Source organism: Mycobacterium sp. ST-F2, assembly GCF_001905655.1.
Taxonomy (GTDB): Bacteria; Actinomycetota; Actinomycetes; order Mycobacteriales; family Mycobacteriaceae; genus Mycobacterium.
Genome location: NZ_JMHT01000073.1, coordinates 95235 through 113882, shown reverse-complemented (window position 1 = coordinate 113882; position 18648 = coordinate 95235). Strand labels below are relative to the sequence as shown.

The window sequence follows — 18648 nt, the reverse complement described above, 5'->3', positions numbered from 1 at the left end:
ATGACCGTGCCGACCATTCCCGCCAGCCCCCAGGCGCGCTTCGAAGCGATCTTCGACCCCGCTGTCCGCGCCAACCCGTACCCGGCGTTCCGCGCCGCCGGCCACGCCGCACCGTTCGCGCTGCCCGAGTTCAACATGGTCGTCTTCGGCAGCTACGCCGACTGCGACCAAATCCTGCGGCACCCCGACGGCGCCGTTGACCGCCGCAAATCCACCCTCGTCCGCAACGCCATCGCCGGCGGCGCCGACCCCGCGGATTTCGACACCCACAGCTTCCTCATCCTCGATCCGCCCGATCACACCCGGCTCCGCAAACTGGCCCAGAAAGCGTTCTCCCCGCGGAGAATTCGCGAGCTGGGACCCGAGATCACCACGATCGTCAACGACCTCCTCGGCCGCGTCGCCGACACCGGCGATGTCATCGAAGACCTCGCCTACCCGCTGCCAGTCATCGTCATCTGCCGGCTGCTCGGCGTCCCCGTCGAGGACGAGCCCCGCTTCGGGCACGCCTCCAAGCTCATCGCCCAAGGCCTCGACGACTTCCTCCCAGCTGTCGGTGACCTCGACGCGGGCCGCCAAGAGCGTCTCGATGCCGCCACATGGATGTATGACTACCTGCGCGAACTGATACGCGAGCGACGCAGCGCACCGCGCGATGACCTGATGTCTGCCCTGGTTGCCGCCGAAGAGGCCGGTGAGCATCTCACCGAAGACGAGATCGTGGCCACCTGCGAGCTGCTGTTTGTCGCCGGCCACGAAACCACGGTCAACCTCATCGGCAACGCCACACTGGCCATGCTCACCCACCCCGGCCAGTGGAACGCCGCCGCCGAGAACCCCGACCGCATGCCCGCCGTGGTCGAAGAAACCCTGCGCTGGGATCCGCCAGTGCAACTGTCGGACCGCATCGCCGAACGCGACATGATCATCGGCGACACCGTGGTGCCCGCCGGAGACTCCGCAGTCATGCTGCTGGGGGCTGCGCACCGCGACCCCGCCGAATACGACCGCCCCGACGACTTCGACCCCGACCGGCCCGCGTTCCGCCATCTCGCCTTCGGCCACGGCGCACACTTCTGCCTCGGCGCACCCCTGGCCCGCCTCGAAGCCGTCACCGCACTCACCGCACTCACCAGCCGGTTCCCGCATGCCGAACTCGCCGGCGACCCGACCTACCGGCCCAACGTCAGCCTGCGCGGCATGTCGCACCTGCCCGTCAACCTCACCAGAAAGCCCACCGCCCCATGAACACCCCACCTCGCGTCGAGGCTGCACCGGTTAAAGCGGGGCTACGTGAGTGGTCGGCCCTCGGCGTCTTGATGCTCGCCACCGTTCTGTTGGCCATCGACGGCACCGTGCTCTATCTCGCCGTCCCCGCGCTGACCGCCGACATCGCACCCACCGCCACCCAGATGCTCTGGATTGGCGACGTCTACTCCTTCGCCCTGGCCGGGCTCCTGGTCACCATGGGAAACCTCGCCGACCGCATCGGCCGCAAACGACTACTCCTGATCGGCAGCATCGGATTCGGCCTCGCCTCCGCACTCGCCGCGTTCTCCACCACGCCGGAAATGCTGATCGCCGCCCGCGTACTGCTCGGCGTCGCCGGAGCGACCATCATGCCCTCCACACTCTCGATTGCCCGCAACCTGTTCGACGACCCCGTTCAACGCACCACCGCGATCGCCGCCTGGACCGCCGGCGCCACCGGCGGAGCCGCGCTCGGCCCGCTCATCGGCGGGTTCCTGCTCGAGCATTACTGGTGGGGCTCAGTGTTTCTCATCAACGTTCCGCTGATGATCATCGTCGTCATCGCCGGCCTCGTGCTCATCCCCGAGTCGAAGAACCCTCACGGCGCCCGGTTGGACCTCACCTCAGCGGCGCTGTCGGTCACCGCGATCGTGTCCATCGTTTTTGCGGTGAAACACGCTGTCGGCACCGGACTCGATTGGACCGTGCCCGCCACCATCGCACTCGGCGTCGGCGCGGGATGGGCGTTCGTGCGACGCCAACGCGGCCTGCCACAACCGCTTATCGATGTCAGCCTGTTCCGGCAGCCGGCGTTCAGCGGCGCCGTTGCCGCTGACGCCATCGCCATCTTCGCCTTCATCGGCGTCATGTTCTTCTTCTCCCAACATCTCCAACTCGTCATGGGCATGACCCCCTTCCAAGCCGGACTGGCTGAGCTGCCCGCCACCGTCGCCACCATCGCGGTCGTCGGGATCGTCGGCTACCTGCTCACCCGCCTGGGCCGCGGCCGCGCCATCGCCGCCGGCCTCGCCCTCTCCGCTCTTGGTCTGGTCGGCCTGGCCATCACCGAAGGATGGTCCACCTACTGGGGCATGGGCGTCTCTCTGGCCGTCATCGGCCTCGGAGTCGGGGCCGCGATGACCCTGTCCACCGATGCTGTGGTCAGCGCCGCGCCACCCGAGCGCGCCGGAGCGGCCGCGTCCATCTCCGAAACCGCCTACGAGTTCGGAGTCGCCCTCGGCATCGCCGTACTGGGCACCCTGCACACCGTCATCTACCGGGCGAGCCTGCAACTGCCCGATAACGTCAGCGCCCCCGACCGCGACGCCCTCCACGACTCGCTTGCCACCGCCACCTACCAGCTGCCGAACTCGCCCGCCCTCCTCGCAGAAGCCCAGCACGCCTTCACTTTTGGTGTCCAAAGCGTCTCCCTCATCGCCGCAGCTCTGCTGGCCATCGCCGCCGCAGTCGCCCTCAAAGTCATCCCATCACAGCGAGAAGCGGCACACACAACAGCGAAGCCAATCGCACGATGACGCCGATTGCTCATCGCGATCTAGGTCGCAGTAAGCAATCCGGCAGGCGGCTCCATGCTGACCAGAGCCTCTAACCACCCGTGGCCAGGTGAGACAAGACGCAAGACGAATTCATTCTCGACAAACGAGACACGGCATCACGTAGGTAGGCGGCGCCTAACGTCCGGCTTTGAACCGAAGGTCTCCATCCAGACCAGAACGGCTCACAAACGCCCCGCAAACCAACGGTTGACAACCCACCCGCCGCGCCGCAGCGCGCCGAAGCACCAGTGTCGCTACTGCCACCGGCGCACGCCGGCAGATACTGTGGAGAGAGGCGGAATCAAGGGGGGCAAGTTAGTGGCACCAGAAATTGATCTTAAAGCAGCAATCAATGCAGTGTCCGACGTAATTCAAAACCGCCCGCGCCCAATCCGCGAGTTTGATCAGATTTACATGAAGACCGGCGACATGGTGATGCAAAGCGAATTCATCGCCAACTGGGCGCGAGATAAGCAATTGGTCTTCATTGGCGACGGAGACTCCATCAGCGTCTGTGTTGCCTATTTGCACGCACGGGAAATTGTGCCTTATGGCCCGTCCAAGATTACAGTCCTAGACTTCGACGAGCGAATTGTAGGAGCGATAAACCGTTTCGCTGATCGCGAACGACTAGCGTCCCTTGAGGGAATACGTTACAACTGCCTTGACCCACTCCCTGACCTTCGAAGATTCGACTGCTTTTACACGAACCCACCCTGGGGAGCTAGCAACAACGGCAGCAGTGTAAATGTCTTTGTGCAGCGCGGAATGGAGGCGCTTGGCTACGCTGGCGATGGCGTAATCGTCATTGCCGACGATGAGGATCTCGACTGGCCAAAGAGCGTGCTGGCCAGCGTCCAGTCGTTTGCTGCCGCAGGTGGCTTCTACGTCAGTCGAATGATGCCGAAGCTACACAGTTACCACCTTGACGACAATCCGGAACTACGCTCGTGCAACCTGATCGTTTCGTCGCTCCCCGGCAATGCCGATCGAGGAAAATCGGACCGTATCGATGATCCGGCCGTGCTGGAAAACTTCTACGGGCAATCGCAGAGTCCTCGCGTGCGATACGTCCGTGAACGCAAACGCGTTGACTACGGGAAAGCTAGTGAGGAAGAATACTTCTTCGATTTACTATAGGAGAAATAATATGCTGAATCCGGGCGACTCGATTTTATATATGAAAATCGGCACCCACGCGCGAGAGGACTTAACTGAAATCATCGAGCGCAAAAGAAAGGAGATAGAGGACACCGGCCTGGCGATGTGGGGCTATGGGGGTAACACCTGCCACCCCGCGACCATGGTCCAACCCTTCGCTCGATCGCGTACTGCGGCAGGAGGACGGATCATACTTGCAATGGAACCCATGAATTCCAAGCATTTTGCGGAACAGGTTCGCGCTGAATACTCTTCTCCGGATGGTATCGAATGGACTGAAATTCCGAAAGGAATAAACGTCCTTGGATCTCGCTACGCCCTATGTGTGAAATCGCTGGAGCAAACCGAGGATGAACTTGACTTGGCGATGACTCGCGTCGCGGTTGGAAACAGCAAGGGCAAGCGCGGCAACAAGTACGTGCAAGGCAGAGTGGACAAGGCTTGCCTCGAAATCACGAACGACGTGGACTCGCCTTCCGACCACGTAATCAAGACAATCGGGTTCGTCGCCGAACTAATTGAGCCATACGCGGTTTTCCTCAAGAACTAGGGAACGCGATCCCCGTGTACAGCAGTCGCGGGGCATCCGACCTCAAGCTCTCGATGTAACTTTGGAGAGCCAGTCGTATGCTCTCTTTGTCGGCGATCTCAGGGCTCCAGCACTTAAAACATATCGACAGGGCGGTGTCGACTGCCTTCGACGCGCATACCTGCGGACGAATGTTATCGTCACCGAAGGCCGTTATCACACCAATCATCAGTTGTTCCAAACAAACAAGCTTGCCGAATAGACTTGACAGCTCAGCTATAGACTCGCTAACCGCTTCGGCGGCTTGTATCGCACGCTTGTCACCAGTGATGACAGCGTCCATTGCACGGATGATTGCAATTGCGCATAGTTGGCTCTCACCGGCGTCAAACTCCAGTAAGCTGCGATTTGCGAACTCCTCTATCTCTGTTGCTAGCGCAATTTCATCTTCGGTCGGTTCCAGCTCGTTCACGCCCTCGATAAAATCCGCAAAAGCCAACTTCAGGGCCTCGCTATCAGCACCTTCCGCTCGCTTCAAGGCACGCCTAATAATGAAGCGAGCAGCACCGAGAATGTGCATGGAGCCCAAAGGCGCCAAAGTGGCCCCAAGCTCTGGCATCAGGCCATAGGCAGCGAACTTCATCAGGACATCGTTATCGATTACGGTCGCCAATAGTTAACCCGCTACGTCGAGATCAAGGATCCGAGTTAGGTATCGACTGCGATCGTCAATGCCCGACAGGTTTAGTTGCGTCCGCGCCACATGGTTAACGAACAAGCCCACATCACCAACTGGCTGTCCACTGTAGATTATCTTTAGAGCACCGACTGACTGCTTCCAATTACCAGTAGAATGCGCGAGGCAAAGTGCCAGCGTTCCGGGATCAATTTGCGCGGAAGCGGCTTCTTTGATTGCAGCCCGAGCCACCTGGGTGGCACTATATCTGCTTACATCTGCTACCACACGTAAGTCGGCAAATCCCGTTAGAAGGGACAGCGCGTACTCGTCGGCCTCGACTTCCTCGGCGTCACGATCGGCCATGTCCAGCGGATCTTCGACATCAAGCAGTGCAGGGTTATCTCGAAGATGACCGGCCATTATATGACCCAATTCATGTGCCACGATAAACGAGGCCTGTGGTGGGTACGCCGAGCGGGTGCCTAGCAGAATCGCGTAACGGTCTCCGACTTTGACCGTCATAGCATGCATCCTTTTTGCGCTTAAGGGAAATACCCTCAGCTGGGCAACTGCAATTCCCGCTGACCAGCAAGAAAGAAGCAATTCCGATAGTCCGACGAGGCGACCAGACTTCAGAATCGCGGCTCGCAGCTCTGTGGGGTTCGTCGGCAACGATGCAGCCGGCGGAGTCGCGACTGAGAGGAGGGCCTTGCCGACTGCCACACCGAACGACGTGAGTATTCCCTGCTCGGCTGGCGTGGTAGCCCCAAGGTTCTTGTACTTCGCTTCGTCACGCCAAACGAACTGAGTTTCTCCGTCCATCAGTGCGCGCGGCGACAGCCCGAGTCGCCTAGCGACTGTGTATCGAAGTTCGGTTGAGGCCGACAGCGAGGACTCGGCCTCGGCGCTCCACCACTCCGGCCAGATTGCATCTATGGCCGCGCGCGTGAGACCGGCATTCTCCAGGTCACGACGCAGCGACTGCTCGACACCGGCCAATCTACTGAATACCGCCCTCCCACGGGACCGCGAACACCGTCTGTTCGACTCTATGCCAACATGCCCGTACAATCACGCACCGCTTGTCGGCGGTGCGTCGTATGCTCGCCGCTAGAGCTTCCTTTAAGCCACAAGGGGGAGAGAGTGCTGCTGCCAGATTCTTTCTGTTGGAGCAAGTTTGGTACTGAAGCCGGCGAGGAGGCAGGCAGTATTCTCGCCCGGAAGGAGCGCGAGAGATACAAGAATGGAGGTGTCTTCCTATGGGGTATTGGTACCAGCATCTGGCCATCGCTGACCGCCTTACTATCCGTTACCAAGTCTCCGATGATCCTGTTCACCCCAATGCTCTCAGCACCAGCAAATATTGACGTGTCCCCGCAGTTTGTCGCGACGTGGTCGGCCGCCAAGGGGATGGACGGCTCCGACTTCGAGATGCCCGAACATTCAGTCGTGTCCAGCCGCTACGCCCCCGGCCGACAACGTCGGCATTTTGCTCTAGTTTGTTCAAGCAACAAAGAGCTGCGCGACGATTCCGCAGACGGCCCTTTGTTGTACCGATCCGAGCTCCGGAACTTTCGCAATGGCACCGAGCTTGGGTCCTCGCAAGTCACGGCTGTAGTCCGGCGTGTATCAGTCAGCAACCCAACGGAACGACCCCATCGCGTCGCGTTTTCCGCCACGTTGACGTATCCATACCTCGTCGAACTCCTTGAGCCAGCTCACCTTCCACATCAAATGGCGCTCTCCATTTAGGCGAGCTGCGTCACCGAGCCGCGGAGGCTCCAGAACCTGGCATCGACCATCTGCTATGCAGCCCGCGCTCGCGCGTCCGATGAGTGGGCGGGTTCAATTAACTCTATCTCGCGGTCTCGGAGCCACCCATAGGCGGCAGAGGTATTCGCCTCAACGAGATCAAGCAATTCCGCGAGCCATGCCGGACTGCGCAGCATCGACTTCCAGCCATTTCGGCTGATCGTCACAATTACTTCGCCCTCTTGCCGTTCGTCGGCCAGCTCCTCGTTTGACCTCTCGGCCGAATCCCCTCTCGATGCGAGGACCACGTTCCATAGCCTCTGCCGATGACTCTCGTCGTCCCTTCGAGTACGCGACCAAACGAGTTGCGCACGGCCAGACGACGCAGACTCGTATTCAGCCCATAGTCGCCAATCCCCGGGCGGTCGAATTGTTTTCACTTCGCCGGTGAGGCGTTCGGCAAGGTGCACGCCCTCGCGATCCGCTACGACAGCGACTACACGAGCGTCCACAATCAGCTTCCAACGGCGCTGCTCCCCCGCGGCTAGCGAACGGAGAATTTCAAAGGGCGTTCGATTGCGCGACTCGTTCTTTTCGTTCCCTTTGCCTTGTTTGGTGATCGAGCCGGCAGCGATCTCCGTCCCCGCCTTCTTCGCAGCATCGTACGTGGCCTTGGATAGGTAGCGCCCCACTACCTCCTCGCCCCCATCGTTGATTAGCCGCAAGTCGACACCAATCGACGTCGGCGCTTCGAGACCGGCCTTCTCTAGTCCTTTGGCCCACCGCCGCCACACTGTCCACGAAAACGCTGCACTGCCAAGCCATTCCCGGTCAACGAGGACATCAGGAGTCGCGCCATCGTGGCCCAGCGCTTTCCGCAGCACCTCGTTGTAATCATCCCGTAGACCGATACCGAGACCGTTCGTCGTCACAACAAGCACATGCGCGTGCAAGTGCCACCCGTTGTCGCCATGTGTGACCTCTACAGCGCGGCATAGGCCCGCCACGCCGAAGCGCTCAGCGTCTCCCAGTCTCGGCGGTCGCAGAGTCCCGTCCTTGCGGACATATCCTTTGTCACCAGTCCAGGCCGTCACACCAAACGTCTTTCGCCACGCAGCAGATAGACCAGACCATAGTTCTGACAGAGCATCACGGCTGTGATGGCGCATGGTCAGAGTCAGCAGGTAGCACGTAGCGCCAGCCGCGTGCGCCGCTCGGATCGCATTGCCGAGTTCCTTTGAACGTTTCGATGCAATCACCGCAGCGCAGCGCGGACAGGCCCATACCGACCCGCACGTGAGCAGGTTGCCGTAGCCAGCCGAGGTGCCGTCGTACGAACGTTTCACGGTCACGCCCGCTCCCGAAGTACCCGACCCCTTCGAGTCGTCCTGCCGGATGACTCGGCCGCACATTCGCACGCTCTTCAGCGTTGAAGCCTGCCAAAGCATCGCACGGGCGCCGAACCGGACTCGTCTCCGCTCCTGTGCGTCTGATCCCGCCAAACTACCTGGGGGGCACTCATTCCTATTACTACCAAGGGCGCTCGCTGCGCTCGCGCCGCCGACGCTCTGGCCCTCCGCGCAAGCGCTCCGGGCCGCCGCGTCGCCGTGGCTACCGGGGTCGCGCAATGACAGATTCATCCGAGCCAACCCTTCTGGATGTCGTCGAACGAGGTCTGAGCCAGTCGGCCGTCCCCGTTGACCGCAGATCGCCGGTGCCCGCCGCGTCGTTCTGCGTATTGCGAAGCCCTGCCGGCCGCATTCTGAAGCGCCTCGGCCAGGTCGTTGGCTTCCTCTGCTGACAGTCCGTAACGAACGGCTGCGGCGAATCTGGGTGCCACTACGGTGACTTCAGACTTCCGTACGCCTACCGAGAACCCCGCGATAGTCATTCGGCGCCGCCCTTGCCGTCCGAGTCCGATGTACGGCGATGTCGTGTCCGTCTGACAGTCGGCGAATCGGTAGCGCGCCGTAATAGATCACGCAGGGCGCCGTCGTTAGCCAGTTCCTGGGCAGTATTCTGGAACCACTCACGCGTGCCTTGGCAGCCGTTCGCGACATCCGCCGGCCCACGCTGAAGGCCCCAGAGGTCGAATGCCCACCGCTCCAACGCTGACTGTTCTGTCTCGCCAAGCGCGGCGAGTTCGGCGTGATCCGCCAGGACCACGGCCACACCGACGACTTCCCCGGTGGACCAGATCCCGCGATACGAGTCCCAGCCGTTTTCGCGGACCTCCGCGGCCCGAGTCACTAAATTGGCCCTAAGTTGTGCACGATCTTCATCCGTAGGCCCTGCCAGTAGATGGCTCGGCGGATCTTCACCCACAGCCTCGCTCGGGCGTCCGGGGAACTGATCCGCGGGCGTCATTTCCCGCCGCCGTAGATCGAAGGATCGATGACGTAGTTCAGCGCCCGCGGTACGATTCGACTGCGCGCGCAAACGGTGGTTTTCATAGTTGCCTCCGTGGAGCCCCTTGGTTGCAGCCGAGGGGCTTCGCTCGTTTCTGAGCCCGGAATTCCACGCTGATCTGTGGTCGGTGCCTGGTCGGTGGATTCGCGACACGCCGTGGTTTTGACTAGCATCAAATGGCGTTATATCGCCAGTTGAACACCGCTTTCGAATCGGTAGCTAGGAGAGCTTGCAGGCTCTCCTAAAGCCGGTGTCGCAGGTTCGAATCCTGCCGGGGGCACTTTTTCCGTGTCGCTGCGTCGAACGTGACGGCTGCCGTGATTCCCCCTCGCGTGTCGCCTCGTCAGCCGCCACGCTCGACGTAGGACGCTAGCCCGGTAGGTAGATGAGCCGAGCCATGACCACCGTGATCACCATGGTCAGCGCCAGGAGCGGCACGCCGACTTTCGCGTAGTCGGAGAAGCGGTAGCCGCCGGGCTCCATCACGAGCATGTTGGTCGGCGACGACACGGGTGTGACGAACGCGGCGGAGCAGGCGATCGCGACCGTCATCGCGAACCCCTGCGGCGAGACGTGCAATGCCTGGGCCGCTTCGATGGCCACGGGCGCGATGAGCACGGCGGTCGCGGAGTTCGAGATGAACAGGGCGACCAGCGCGGTCACCAGGAACACCACCGCGAGCATGCCGGTCGGACCGAGGGCGCCGAGAGTGTCGACCAGGTGACGAGCGATCAGCGTCGTCGTTCCGGTCTTGGCCAGCGCCGTGGCCAACGGCAGCATCCCGGCGATCAGCACCAGGGTGTTCCAGCTGATCAGCCGGTAGATGCTGTCGACACGCACGCAGCCCGCACCGACCATGGCGAGCGCCGCGAGCAGCGCCGCGTCGGCGCTGGGCAGCCAGCCGAACGCCATGCACGCCACCATGGCGACCAGGATGAGCACCGCGGCACGGGCTCGGCCCGGCGCCACCAACCGCTGTTCGTATTCGGCAGGCAGGTTCAGCAGGATGAAGTTCCGGCGCGAATCGCTGAGCCGCTCGATGTCGTCCCAGTTGCCACCCACCAACATCGCGTCGCCGAAGTCGAGGGTGCGGCTCGGCAGGTTCTCGGTGATGTTCTGACCGCGGTGCCGGACCGCCAGGACGGTCACGTTGTGAGCGGCGGCCAGATCGAGGTCACCGAGCGTCATACCGATCGACTTCGACTCGGGCGCGAGCATCACCTCGGCCACCCCGACGTTCTGCAGCACTTCGCGGCGCTCGTCGTCGGCGCGCGGACCCGTCACCTGACAGCGCAGGTCGGCCGCCACCGCAGCGGTCTGCTGTTCATCGACCAGGGTAAAGACCAGATCGCCTGCCTCGAATACGGTTTCCGGCCGCGCCGACAGGTACTGGGCCGGACCGCGCGTGTGCTTCTCGAAGCCGAGAAGCTCGAGGCCGTAGCGGTCGCGCAGCGGTTGGCGTTGCGCGGCAACCGATTGCCCGACCAGTGGCGAATCGGCGGACACGTGCAGCAGGTGCCAGCGGGGCCGCAAACCGTAGGACGCGATGACATCGAAGGTTGAGGGTTCCTGCGCATCGGCCGCACCGGTCCGGTTGCGGCTCAACAGGTTACGTCCGATCACGAGCATGAACACGACGCTCACCGCGAGCGTGACGACGCCGAACGGGGTGAAGCCGAAGAAGCCGAGCGTCGGTGTGATGCCGCGTTCGCCGAGGATGCCCTCGATGATGATGTTCGGCGACGACGCGATGGACGTCATCATGCCGCTGATCATCACCGCTACGCACAACGGCATCAGCATGCGCTTACGGTTCAAACCCGTTGCGGCCGTGACGGTGAGCACCACCGGAATGAGCATCGAGACGATCGCCGACGAGTTCATGACGGAGCCGATGCCGGCGGACAGCACCATGACCAACGCAACGAGCCGCGCTTCGCTACGGCCACCGACCTTGACGACGAATTCACCGAGCCGCTGCGTTATTCCGGTGTTGACCAGACCCGCGCTGACGATGAAGATGCCGGCCAACAGAATCACCACCGGCGAGCCGAAGCCCGCCAGCGCTTCGGTGGGGGTCAGCACTCCGGTGCTCATCAACGCGACGACGACCAGCACCCCGACGATGTCGGCGCGCGGACGCCCCCACACGAACAGGCCGATGGCACCGGCCAGGATGCCGACGACGATCCACATCTGATGAGTCACTGGCGAACCTGAACCACGCCGACCGATACGAGCACCCTTGATCAATAACATTCGGCGCCGCGGATCGGTCGGAGATGCCCCGAATCCGGAGCGCACGTCGCCCCAAGTCAATTGCCGCAGCACGCGTTCAACCGTCGAAAAACTACGCATTGTTCAGGAATTTCGGCAGCCGTACAGTCAAGCTGGCAACCACATTTCTGGAGGTCCAGACATGCCCGTGGATGAAGACAAGCTCAACGAATTTCTCGGCATGGCGATAGGTGACATGGGTGCCGCGATGAGCGCCAGCCTGATCCTGCTCGGCGATCGCCTGGGGCTGTACAAAGCCCTGGCAGCCCAACCGCTCACGTCCACGCAGCTGGCCGAGAAGACCGGCACGGTGGAGCGCTACGTCCGCGAGTGGCTGGCCAACCAGGCCGCCGGCGGCTACGTCCAGTTCGACGCGGACGACGGCACCTGGTCTCTGAGTCCGGAACAGGCGGCGTGTCTGGCCGACCCGGACGGACCCGTCGACATCCCCGGCGCCTACAACATCATCGAGGCGGTGTTCCATGTCCTCGACCGCACGACGGAGAATTTCAGAACCGGCGCCGGCCTGGAATGGGGCGATCACCACCCGTGCCTTTTCGCCGGCACCGAGCGCTTCTTCCGCGCCGGCTACAACGCCAACCTCGTCAGCTCATGGCTACCGGCGCTCGACGGCGTGGTCGAGCGCCTGGAAAGCGGAGCCAAGGTCGCCGACGTCGGCTGCGGCCACGGCGCCAGCACCGTCCTGATGGCCCAGACCTACCCGAACTCGACGTTCATCGGCTACGACTATCACGACGAGTCGGTCCGGGTCGCCGCGGAACGCGCCGCGGAGGCGGGCGTGCCCAACGCCAAGTTCGAGGTCGCCGACGCGACAGGCTACGAAGACAAGGATTTCGACCTGATCGCGTTCTTCGACTGCCTGCACGACATGGCTGATCCGGTCGGGGTCATGCAGCACACCCGCGCGGCACTCAAAACCGACGGCATCGCGATGCTCGTCGAGCCGTTCGCCAACGATCGGGTGCAGGACAACCTGAATCCGATCGGCCGCATGATGTACGGCGCCTCGTCGCAGATCTGCGTGCCGGTGTCACTCGCCCGCAATGGGCCGGCGCTCGGCGCGCAGGCCGGGGAGGCCAGGCTGCGCGACGTCGTCGTCGACGAAGGCGGTTTCACCCGGTTCCGGCGCGCCACCGAGACGCCGTTCAACCTCGTCTTCGAAGCGCGGCCGTAACGGCGTCAGGGAATCAGGATGTAGCTCATCCCGGGGATGTGCTGGGTGTCGCGGGTCCACCAGGCGAACGGCCCGCCGTGGGACTCGTTGTTCATCTCGGTGATGTTGATCCACCGGCCGGACACCGAATTCACCCAGGCCACATGGCCGTACTGGCTCACCCCGGGCAGTTCGGCCGGGTATACCGCGATGGACCGGGCCTGCGGCTCGTCCACGACGGTCCAGCCACGGGACCGGGCGGCGTCAGCCCAGACCCTGGCATTGCCATGGATGTCCGGGTAGTAGCCCACGTTCTGGAAAGCCATCTGCAGCGCACCCCACGTGCACTGGCCCGGCCAGCCGGAGTTCGAGGCCTGGACCGCGCCCATGGTCCGGGCGGGGCCGGCGTACTGCTGGCCGGCAGGCTGACCGGTCTGCTGACCGTAGGACATCGGGTCGACGTACGACGCCGAATCAGCGTTGCTCGCGGGCGCCGTCATCATCCCGCCGGCGGCGATCAAAGCGGCCGCGAGCGCGACACCCGCATACGACTTGAAGCTCATTGCGTACATCCGTCCCCCCGATCAAGCGAACGAACCGATGCTTGGATCAAATCACAATTCGGTCACGATTAGACACGAATTCAAAAACATAGCTTGGCAAACTGTCAAGTTTTGCTCAAGAGATGCTGATCACCGGGGTGGGCGAAGTTACCGGTTCAGGCGGAATTGCAGGTTGTTGCGCACCGCGGGCCATTCGATGTCGAGGATCGAATACACCACGGTGTCCCGGCGAGAACCGTCACCGAGCAACTGATGTGAGCGCAGCACCCCGTCGAGCTTGGCTCCGAGCCGCTCAATTGCCGCGCGACTCGCCGAGTTGAAGAAGTGGGTTCTGAACTCAACTGCTATACAGTGGAGCGCTTCAAAAGCGTGCCCGAGCAGCAGCAGCTTGGTTTCGGTGTTCACCCCGGTCCGCCGAACCGACTCCACGTACCAGGTGGCACCGATCTCCAGACGCCGGTTGGGACCGTCCACATTGAGGTAGCTGGACGAGCCGATGAGCCGGCCGTCGAGCGCGCGCACGACGAACGTCAACCCGGTATCCGGGCGCTGCACCGCCAACCGGGCCTGCACCCACTCTGCCGCCGTCGTCGGCGAGGGCGCGGAGGTGAACCACAACCGGCCCGGGTCACCGTCGGCCGCCGCCTCGGCGATCTCTGGAATGTGATCGGTGGTCAGCGGTTCCAGCGTCACCCACCGCTGCCCCGTCAGCACGACGGGTTCGACGAACCCCATCACGACCGCCAGGCGACGACGGAGGCCAGCACTGACAGCACTATCGCCAGTGCAGCCGCGACCAGCCCGACATACAACCCGTACGACGCGACCACCGGGCTGTGCACGTACAGCACGTGATACCAGACCCCGAGCGCCGTCAACCCGGCCGAAAGCACCAGGGCCACAACGGAAGCGACGCGCGACGACAGCCGGCGCGCGGCCATCGTGGCCGCCACGAGCAGGCATGAGGCCAGCAGCACCATCAGCTGCCCCACCCCGAAACCCGGTGGCGGAACAGTGATATGCCCGACCTTGCCGCCGATGGCGTTCGCATGCCCCGCCGGGCTCGACAGCCACGGCAACCAGGCACTGACCAACAGCACCAGCGCGCACAGCGCGACGATCCAGGCGGGCCGCAACCGTTCCATGCCACGAGCGTATAGACCATCCGGCAGGCCGACACAGCTGATCAGCCGTAGCCTCAAGTGCCATGACCGATCTCCCCGATTGGGCGCGGCAGCTCGACCTGTCGCCGCATCCGGAAGGCGGCTGGTACCGCGAGACCTGGCGCAGCGACCTGACCGTCCCCCAATCCGCGCTGCCCGCGCAGTATTCCGGCCCGCGCAGCGCCGGGACCGCGATCCTGTTCCTGCTGATGCTCGGGCAGCAGTCCGCCTGGCACACCGTGCACAGCGCCGAACTGTGGTTCTTCCACCGCGGCAGTCCGCTGCTGCTGGAGGTCGGGCCGGAGCCGGCGACCGCGGACACCGTGCTGCTGGGCGCGGACGTCGCGGCGGGCGCGCGGCCGCAGGCGCTGGTGCCGCCGGGGCACTGGCAGCGCGCCCGGCCCGGGGACGAGGAACCCACCCTGGTCAGTTGTGTTGTGGTGCCAGGCTTCGACTTCGCCGACTTCGCGCTGACCGGGCAGTAGGGCACATGCAGGGACACGTCATCGTCTGCGGCACCGACGCGTTGGCCAACCGGATCACCGAGGGGCTGCAGACGGCGGGTGCGACGGTGGTGACGATCCATGAACCGGCCGGCCTCAAGGCGGCCATCGTCACCAGCGCCGCGGCCATCGTGTGTGCCGGTGACGACGATGCCGTCAACCTCGAAATCGCCCTGTTGGCAAGGGAGCTCAACCCGACCGTCCGGGTGGTGACCCGGCTGGCCAACAGTGTGCTGCGCGCTGCGGTAGCCGAGGACAACGGCCCCGGCGCGGTCCTGGACGTCGCCGACCTGGCCGCGCCGTCGGTCGTCGAAGCCTGTCTGGCCCGCACCACACACACCATCTCGGCGGCCGGCATCGACTTCGTCATCTCCGGCACCGAGGCCCCGCGCGACGCCACGCTGCGGGAGATGTTCGGCGACCTGGCGCCCGTCGCCGTCATCCGCGGCGAGAACGCGGAATCACCCGGTGAGGTCACGCCTTGTCCTGGAAGGGATTTCGGGGTGCATGCCGGCGACTGGACGGCCATGATCGGCACCGCCGACGAATTGGCGGACGCCGGCATCACGGTGCCGCGCCCGCTGTCCAGCCGGACGCACCGCCCGTGGCCACGCCGAGTGATCGACACGCTGCGCGTCATCCGCGACGACATCAATCCCATTTTCTGGTGGGCCCTCGGCACGTCGGCATCACTGCTGCTGGGCTCGACGGTGCTGCTGCGCTTCGCGTATCACAACCCGGCCGGCATGAGCTGGATCGATGCGCTGTACTTCTCCACCGAGACCATCGCCACGGTCGGCTACGGCGACTTCAGCTTCATGCATCAACCAACCTGGTTGCGGCTGTGGGGCATCGGGCTCATGTTCGCCGGGGTCACCACCACCGCGATCCTGGTCGCGTTCGTCGCCGACGCGCTGCTGTCGCGTCGTCTGGGCAATTCCTCGGGGCGCCGGCGCGTGCAACATCTGCGCAACCACATCGTCGTGGTGGGCCTCGGCTCATTCGGTATCCGCGTGGTCAGCGATCTGGCGGCGGCCGGCTACGACGTCGCCGTCATCGAACGTGACGAGTCCAACCGGTTCCTGGCGCAGGCCGCCCAGTTGGACGTCCCGGTGATCTTCGGCGACGCGACCCTGCGGCAGACGCTGGAGCTGGCGCGGCTGGACCGGGCGCGCGCCGTCGCCGTGCTGACCCAGGACGACATGGTCAACATCGAGACCGGCATCGTGCTGCGCGAGATGCTCAGCCCCCGGGTGCTGCCGGAGATCGACCGGCCCGACGTGCCACTGGTGTTGCGCATCTACGACCGCACGCTCGGAGCCGCGGTCGCGGGGCGCTTCGGCTTCGCCCACGTCCGGTCGACGGTCGAACTGGCCGCCCCGTGGTTCGTCGGCGCGGCGATGGGATTACAGGTGCTGGGCACCTTTTCGGTGGGACAGCAGTCGTTCACGGTGGGCGCCGTCCACGTCGACGCCGGCAGCGCCCTCGACGGCATGCAGATGGCAGAGGTGCGGACCCAGATCCGGGTCATCGCCTTCACCCGGGCAGGCACCACCCATCGGCGGCCGCGGCGCGACGCCCGGCTCTGTGCGGGCGACACCGCGTACCTGGTCGGCCCGTACCGCGAGCTGATCGAGACGCTGCTGACCGGTCAGCGGACGGCGTAGGGGCATCGTCACGCCGCGATCATGAGGTCGATCGACAGCTGATCGCAGATGGTGTGGGTGGTTGGCCAGTCGCCGCGCTGCGTCGCGCGGGCCAGTTCGTCGGTCAACGGGCTCTGCACATCCAGTTCGGCGAGCCAGCCGGCGACCGTCGCCGCCACGCGGTCTGCCGTGACGCCCACGGCGTGGCGATCGTGGAGCTGGTCGACGATCTCGTAGGTCGTCGTTGCCCGGTGCTGGTGCCGCCAATGGATGTTCATATCGGTAGGAGCACCGCGCCGGTCTGATCGGGACACTTTTTCGGGATCGAAAATGAGCTTGTGGCCGAAACCCCGCGCGACGTTCGGCCACAAGCTCGGGTCGGCGGTCAGCCCTTGATCGACGACAGGTTGAACGCGGCGCCCGTCGGATCGGTGACGGCCGCCAGCCGGCCGTAGGGCGTGTCCTCGGCGGCGCGCACGACAGAGCCGCCGTTGGCGGTGATCAGTTCGATGGTCTTGTCGACATCGTCGCTGCCGAGGAAGACGTTCCACGTGGAACGGTCCAGGCCGGGGATGACGGAGCCGTCCATCACGCCGATCAGCGGCTCGCCGTCGAAGATGGCGTTGCTGTAGCGGAACTCGGGGCTGTCGGCCTCGACCTGCAGCTGCCAGCCGAACACCGTCGTGTAGAACTCGGTGGCCTTGGCGAAGTCGGTTGTGGTCAGCTGGAACCACACCGGGGCACCCGCCTCTTCGTACGCCTCGAAGCCCTGGTGGCCGGTCGGCTGCCACAGGCCGAAGAACGCGCCCGTCGGGTCGGTCAGCATGGCCATCCAGCCCTTGTCGGGCACCTCCATGGCCGGAATGCAGGTGGTGGCGCCGGCGGCGACCGCGGCGTCGATCGTGGCCTGGATGTCAGCGGTGTGCAGATACACGGTCCAGGCGTCGGGGGCGTTCCACGCCGGGTCGCTCGCCATCATGCCGCCTACGTAGCGGCCGTCGCGCCGGGCGTTGAGGTAGCCGCCGTAACCGGGCCCGGGGTTTTCGTAGTCCCAGCCCAGCACTGTGCGGTAAAACGCCTGGGCGCCGGCCACATCCGAGGTGGCGAGGTCGATCCAGACGGGCGCGCCCAGCGGGGTTGCGGTACGAGTGGCCATGATGTTCTCCCTAGACGAGTGACGGAGTGGTCACCGGTACAGACAACGGCGCGGCCGAAAACTCATCGCGGCTTGGTCGACAGGAAAAAGGTGGCGAGAATCCGAAGATTCTCGCCACCTTTTCTGACGGGTCTACACCGACGCGAACAGCTCCTTGAACTTGTCCAGCGAGCGGTGGATGTCGGACCGCAGCGCGGCCGCCACCACCATGCCGATGGGCCCGAACAGGGCCGGACCGCCGAGGTGGATGTCGAACGCCACGTTCGAACCCGCTTCGGCCGGCGTGATCTTGGCCATCAACTTGACCCGGACCCCACCCTTGCCGACACCGTTGAGAGTCAACGATCCCGGCGGGTTGTAGTGCACGATGGTCCAGTCGACCCGGTTCAGCATGCCCTTGACCTCGACGACGGACGAGATCTGCGTGCCCTTCCCCAAGGTCTCGGGCAACGGGCTGCGCCACATCCGGTGGATGGACAGCCAGTCGTCATACCGGGAGAGGTCCGACGCTGCCTCCCAGGCCTTTTCGGGCGACAGCGGTACTTCGATGGAACTTGCGAGTTTTGCCATGGCTACTGCTGTTCTTGCGTCCCCTCGGCAGGAGCCTCAGCGGCAGGCTGGTCCCCTGCGACGGCCTTCTTCGCCGCCTCCTGAGCGCTGTCGACAACGCCCTTGAACTTGCCTTCGGTCTTCTCGTCGACGATGTCGCCGACCTTCTCGATAGCGGCCTCGACCTTGTCGGCGTTCTGCGCCGCCAGGTCCTTCACCTTGTCCAGAAATCCCATGATTCCCACCCTATCTATTGCCGGATTGTCCGGTGAACGTGCTC

Annotated in this window: 19 protein-coding genes; 8 read left to right on the top strand and 11 right to left on the bottom strand. The window is 64.0% G+C overall.

The annotated features are described in order from the left end of the window. From EB75_RS24630 to EB75_RS24615, 4 genes are all read left to right on the top strand, one after another. Positions 1-1248, top strand: a complete 1248-nt coding sequence (locus EB75_RS24630; RefSeq protein ID WP_073697868.1) for a cytochrome P450 — start codon at positions 1-3, stop codon at positions 1246-1248. Continuing rightward, entirely contained in the window at positions 1245-2786 is a 1542-nt protein-coding gene (locus EB75_RS24625) for an MFS transporter (RefSeq protein WP_073697867.1), read from the top strand. Before EB75_RS24630 ends, EB75_RS24625 begins: the two co-directional genes overlap by 4 nt. A gap of 339 nt (positions 2787-3125) precedes the next feature. Continuing rightward, positions 3126-3947 (top strand): bis-aminopropyl spermidine synthase family protein, encoded by an 822-nt coding sequence (locus EB75_RS24620; protein WP_073697917.1) that lies wholly within the window; start codon positions 3126-3128, stop codon positions 3945-3947. 10 nt (positions 3948-3957) lie between these two features. Then, positions 3958-4518 (top strand): hypothetical protein, encoded by a 561-nt coding sequence (locus tag EB75_RS24615; protein WP_073697866.1) that lies wholly within the window; start codon positions 3958-3960, stop codon positions 4516-4518. On the opposite strand, the gene EB75_RS24610 is transcribed toward EB75_RS24615, so the two are convergent. Then, complete coding sequence (locus tag EB75_RS24610; protein WP_073697865.1) at positions 4508-5140, bottom strand: hypothetical protein; 633 nt, start codon at positions 5138-5140, stop codon at positions 4508-4510. The two genes, EB75_RS24615 and EB75_RS24610, sit on opposite strands and share 11 nt — an antisense overlap. A gap of 33 nt (positions 5141-5173) precedes the next feature. Further along, on the bottom strand, positions 5174-5698 hold the full coding sequence (locus EB75_RS29005) for an ImmA/IrrE family metallo-endopeptidase (protein WP_142239799.1): 525 nt from the start codon (positions 5696-5698) through the stop codon (positions 5174-5176). A gap of 621 nt (positions 5699-6319) precedes the next feature. Here EB75_RS29005 and EB75_RS29000 point away from each other — a divergent pair. Continuing rightward, positions 6320-6928, top strand: a complete 609-nt coding sequence (locus tag EB75_RS29000; RefSeq protein WP_142239798.1) for a hypothetical protein — start codon at positions 6320-6322, stop codon at positions 6926-6928. A gap of 53 nt (positions 6929-6981) precedes the next feature. Here EB75_RS29000 and EB75_RS24600 read toward each other — a convergent pair whose 3' ends face one another. Next, positions 6982-8280 (bottom strand): rep family protein, encoded by a 1299-nt coding sequence (locus EB75_RS24600; RefSeq protein WP_142239797.1) that lies wholly within the window; start codon positions 8278-8280, stop codon positions 6982-6984. A 1426-nt stretch (positions 8281-9706) separates the two neighbouring features. After that, positions 9707-11545 carry an SLC13 family permease gene (locus EB75_RS24585; RefSeq protein WP_168176117.1) on the bottom strand — a complete coding sequence of 613 codons (1839 nt, stop codon included), beginning with the start codon at positions 11543-11545 and terminating at the stop codon, positions 9707-9709. 211 nt (positions 11546-11756) lie between these two features. Here EB75_RS24585 and EB75_RS24580 point away from each other — a divergent pair, with 211 nt between their 5' ends. Continuing rightward, the gene (locus tag EB75_RS24580; protein ID WP_073697860.1) at positions 11757-12809 is read left to right on the top strand and encodes a class I SAM-dependent methyltransferase; all 1053 of its coding nucleotides are present in this window, start codon (positions 11757-11759) and stop codon (positions 12807-12809) included. 5 nt (positions 12810-12814) lie between these two features. Here EB75_RS24580 and EB75_RS24575 read toward each other — a convergent pair whose 3' ends face one another. The 3 genes from EB75_RS24575 to EB75_RS24565 all read right to left on the bottom strand — a co-directional run bounded on the left by EB75_RS24575 (position 12815) and on the right by EB75_RS24565 (position 14496). After that, on the bottom strand, positions 12815-13351 hold the full coding sequence (locus EB75_RS24575) for a CHAP domain-containing protein (protein ID WP_061004081.1): 537 nt from the start codon (positions 13349-13351) through the stop codon (positions 12815-12817). A 147-nt stretch (positions 13352-13498) separates the two neighbouring features. Continuing rightward, entirely contained in the window at positions 13499-14089 is a 591-nt protein-coding gene (locus tag EB75_RS24570) for a GNAT family N-acetyltransferase (protein WP_142239796.1), read from the bottom strand. Continuing rightward, a complete protein-coding gene (locus EB75_RS24565; RefSeq protein WP_073697858.1) occupies positions 14086-14496 on the bottom strand; it encodes a hypothetical protein in 411 nt (136 codons plus the stop codon). Before EB75_RS24565 ends, EB75_RS24570 begins: the two co-directional genes overlap by 4 nt. Before the next feature lie 62 nt (positions 14497-14558). Here EB75_RS24565 and EB75_RS24560 point away from each other — a divergent pair, with 62 nt between their 5' ends. After that, the gene (locus EB75_RS24560; RefSeq protein ID WP_073697857.1) at positions 14559-14999 is read left to right on the top strand and encodes a cupin domain-containing protein; all 441 of its coding nucleotides are present in this window, start codon (positions 14559-14561) and stop codon (positions 14997-14999) included. A 5-nt stretch (positions 15000-15004) separates the two neighbouring features. Then, positions 15005-16684 (top strand): NAD-binding protein, encoded by a 1680-nt coding sequence (locus EB75_RS24555; RefSeq protein ID WP_073697856.1) that lies wholly within the window; start codon positions 15005-15007, stop codon positions 16682-16684. Between the two features lie 8 nt (positions 16685-16692). Here EB75_RS24555 and EB75_RS24550 read toward each other — a convergent pair whose 3' ends face one another. From EB75_RS24550 to EB75_RS24535, 4 genes are all read right to left on the bottom strand, one after another. Further along, positions 16693-16941 (bottom strand): Rv2628 protein family, encoded by a 249-nt coding sequence (locus EB75_RS24550; RefSeq protein ID WP_073697855.1) that lies wholly within the window; start codon positions 16939-16941, stop codon positions 16693-16695. A 107-nt stretch (positions 16942-17048) separates the two neighbouring features. Further along, on the bottom strand, positions 17049-17819 hold the full coding sequence (locus tag EB75_RS24545) for a VOC family protein (protein WP_073697854.1): 771 nt from the start codon (positions 17817-17819) through the stop codon (positions 17049-17051). Between the two features lie 132 nt (positions 17820-17951). Beyond that, positions 17952-18389, bottom strand: a complete 438-nt coding sequence (locus EB75_RS24540) for a type II toxin-antitoxin system Rv0910 family toxin (RefSeq protein ID WP_073697853.1) — start codon at positions 18387-18389, stop codon at positions 17952-17954. A 2-nt stretch (positions 18390-18391) separates the two neighbouring features. Next, positions 18392-18604 (bottom strand): antitoxin, encoded by a 213-nt coding sequence (locus tag EB75_RS24535; RefSeq protein ID WP_020098938.1) that lies wholly within the window; start codon positions 18602-18604, stop codon positions 18392-18394. Between the last annotated feature and the right edge of the window lie 44 nt (positions 18605-18648).

Bases quoted from the DNA above. Each gene is read 5' to 3' on its own strand.
- EB75_RS24630 (WP_073697868.1), top strand. From the start codon at position 1: ATGACCGTGCCGACCATTCCCGCCAGCCCCCAGGCGCGCTTCGAAGCG.
- EB75_RS24625 (WP_073697867.1), top strand. From the start codon at position 1,245: ATGAACACCCCACCTCGCGTCGAGGCTGCACCGGTTAAAGCGGGGCTA.
- EB75_RS24615 (WP_073697866.1), top strand. From the start codon at position 3,958: ATGCTGAATCCGGGCGACTCGATTTTATATATGAAAATCGGCACCCAC.
- EB75_RS24610 (WP_073697865.1), bottom strand. From the start codon at position 5,140: ATGAAGTTCGCTGCCTATGGCCTGATGCCAGAGCTTGGGGCCACTTTG.
- EB75_RS29005 (WP_142239799.1), bottom strand. From the start codon at position 5,698: ATGACGGTCAAAGTCGGAGACCGTTACGCGATTCTGCTAGGCACCCGC.
- EB75_RS24580 (WP_073697860.1), top strand. From the start codon at position 11,757: ATGCCCGTGGATGAAGACAAGCTCAACGAATTTCTCGGCATGGCGATA.
- EB75_RS24575 (WP_061004081.1), bottom strand. From the start codon at position 13,351: ATGAGCTTCAAGTCGTATGCGGGTGTCGCGCTCGCGGCCGCTTTGATC.
- EB75_RS24565 (WP_073697858.1), bottom strand. From the start codon at position 14,496: ATGGAACGGTTGCGGCCCGCCTGGATCGTCGCGCTGTGCGCGCTGGTG.
- EB75_RS24560 (WP_073697857.1), top strand. From the start codon at position 14,559: ATGACCGATCTCCCCGATTGGGCGCGGCAGCTCGACCTGTCGCCGCAT.
- EB75_RS24555 (WP_073697856.1), top strand. From the start codon at position 15,005: ATGCAGGGACACGTCATCGTCTGCGGCACCGACGCGTTGGCCAACCGG.
- EB75_RS24550 (WP_073697855.1), bottom strand. From the start codon at position 16,941: ATGAACATCCATTGGCGGCACCAGCACCGGGCAACGACGACCTACGAG.
- EB75_RS24545 (WP_073697854.1), bottom strand. From the start codon at position 17,819: ATGGCCACTCGTACCGCAACCCCGCTGGGCGCGCCCGTCTGGATCGAC.
- EB75_RS24540 (WP_073697853.1), bottom strand. From the start codon at position 18,389: ATGGCAAAACTCGCAAGTTCCATCGAAGTACCGCTGTCGCCCGAAAAG.
- EB75_RS24535 (WP_020098938.1), bottom strand. From the start codon at position 18,604: ATGGGATTTCTGGACAAGGTGAAGGACCTGGCGGCGCAGAACGCCGAC.